Genomic DNA, 1,926 nt, shown 5'->3' with positions numbered 1-1,926 from the left:
TTTTAAATGTTACAATGTACTAGAGGCTGCGGCACATAATGAAAATTGGTGGCAATCATGGAAAAGTGCAGGAGGGAGAAGTGAGAGGGAACGTTTTCTGGTCGATCGGTTTTATCACAGGCCAGCCGATGAACTTTATTCCGTCAAAGATGACCCGGATCAATTCAATAATCTGGCTAACAGTCGGGAATATGCCAGAATCAGGAAGAAACTTTACCGGGAACTTGAAAAATGGATGAAAAAACAAAATGATCCGGGAATTTCCGTAGACACACAATCAGCTTACAAAAAAAAATATTATCACTTTATGAAGTAATCTTATTATAAGTAGGTTCGTATTCTTTAAAAAATAAGAAAAGTATGTATAAACTAAACCCAATAAAATTATCGAAGCTGTTTTTATTCGTATTCTTGACAGTTTCATTTGTAAAAGCTGAAGCCCAGACACCCCAGGTAATGTCCGGGTCCGAAATAGAATCGGGTCTCATGTCACATGACCGCGCTCTTTATATTAAAAAGCACTGGATCCGCGACCCTTATATCGTTTATGCGCCAGATGGTTTTTATTATTTGACCGGCACCACGCCCAATCCCGGGGATCCCCGTGAGAACAGAGATCCATACAATAAGGGTCTTTTTGAAGGAAGTATTGTTGGTGCAACCGTTCAGATCTGGCGTAGCCGTAATCTCATCGACTGGGAATACCAGGGCGTATCTTTTACGACAAAGGATACGTATCATTATGATGATGAAAATAGAGCAGAAGTAAAGAGTCCAAACAAGAATTTTATATGGGCTCCTGAAATACATTGGGATGAAAACCGGAATAAATGGATACTTGTTCATTGCCCTCAGATAAATAGCAGTTTTGTACTCTCCGATGGTAGCGATGTAAAAGGGCCATGGATTCATACAATGGGCAAAAATTTTGATAAAAAGCATGATCCTTCCTTATTCAGGGATGATGATGGAACATGGTATGCCATTTGGGCAAATGCATATATCGCTCAGATAAGCAGCGATTTAACTCGTTTTGAGACAGAGCCCGTCTTTATTGAGCCGTCCGGGAGCCGCCCGGATCCGAAGAATCCCGGAAGTACAATAAGTCGTATAGGGCATGAGGGATGCACTATTAAAAAAATCGGAGGTAAATATGTTTTGTTTGGAACGGCCTGGTCCACCGATACTGGTAGAAAGGGATCTTATAACCTCTATTATACTGTAGCCGATAAAATAGTAGGACCTTACGGTCCAAGACGGTTTGCAGGCAGATTTCTCGGACATGGCACCCCTTTTCAGACAAAGGATGGAAAATGGTGGTGTACGGCATTTTATAATGGAGATGTTCCTCCTGTTAGCAGCAAGGGGATTCAAGATGTCGATCTTTCAGCAACAGCGCAAACAGTTAATCTGCAGGGAACAACCATTGTCCCTTTAGAGGTGAAGTTTCTTAAAAACGGAGAACTCTATATACGGGCAAAGGATCCTGCCTATGCCGTTCCCGGTCCTGATGAGAATCAGAAATTTTAATAAAATGAAAATAAGGCACTGTATTAAGAAAAGGATTTCCATTTTTGTCGTTGTCTTGTTATTTGTAATTTCCTGTTCAGGCAATGATATGTTTCCGGTAACGGAAGAACAGGCTCTTTCGGAAAAACCGGCCCGGAATATTCCGTTTGATACGGTGGACCTTTCGACCTGGTCCATGGCACTTGGGGTAAACTACAATGAGCAATTGCAGTTTATCAATTTCAATGATTTGAGACGAACGAAGACCACCTGGGTGAGAGGATTTATCGACTTCTTTCAATTATACGATTCGACCAAGGGACTGCATTCAGATGAAAGGATCAAGGATTATCTTTCACTCCAAAAGGAAGGATACAAAACCATCCTGAACATCAAATGGAACTTCCGGGAACGTAA

2 protein-coding genes and 1 pseudogene are annotated in these 1,926 nt (G+C 41.3%); all 3 read left to right on the top strand.

Annotated features, from left to right (window positions below; all coding sequences use genetic code 11):
- Positions 1-316, top strand: a pseudogene (locus B4G81_RS14860) (hypothetical protein); the annotation flags it as partial.
- Positions 317-360: 44 nt separating this feature from the next.
- Positions 361-1,530, top strand: a complete 1,170-nt coding sequence (locus B4G81_RS14855) for a family 43 glycosylhydrolase (RefSeq protein WP_294083884.1) — start codon at positions 361-363, stop codon at positions 1,528-1,530.
- A 4-nt stretch (positions 1,531-1,534) separates the two neighbouring features.
- Positions 1,535-1,926 (top strand): hypothetical protein (locus B4G81_RS14850; RefSeq protein ID WP_294083882.1); only part of this gene is annotated, 392 nt, incomplete at its 3' end.

It is taken from the genome of Proteiniphilum sp. UBA5384, from assembly GCF_002410825.1.
In the GTDB taxonomy this organism is placed as follows: Bacteria; Bacteroidota; Bacteroidia; order Bacteroidales; family Dysgonomonadaceae; genus Proteiniphilum.
The sequence above is the reverse complement of the archived record's forward strand: the minus strand, read 5'-3'. Positions and strand labels throughout refer to the sequence as shown.

Coding starts and splice junctions, on each gene's coding strand:
- B4G81_RS14855 (WP_294083884.1), top strand. CDS start 361: ATGTATAAACTAAACCCAATAAAATTATCGAAGCTGTTTTTATTCGTA.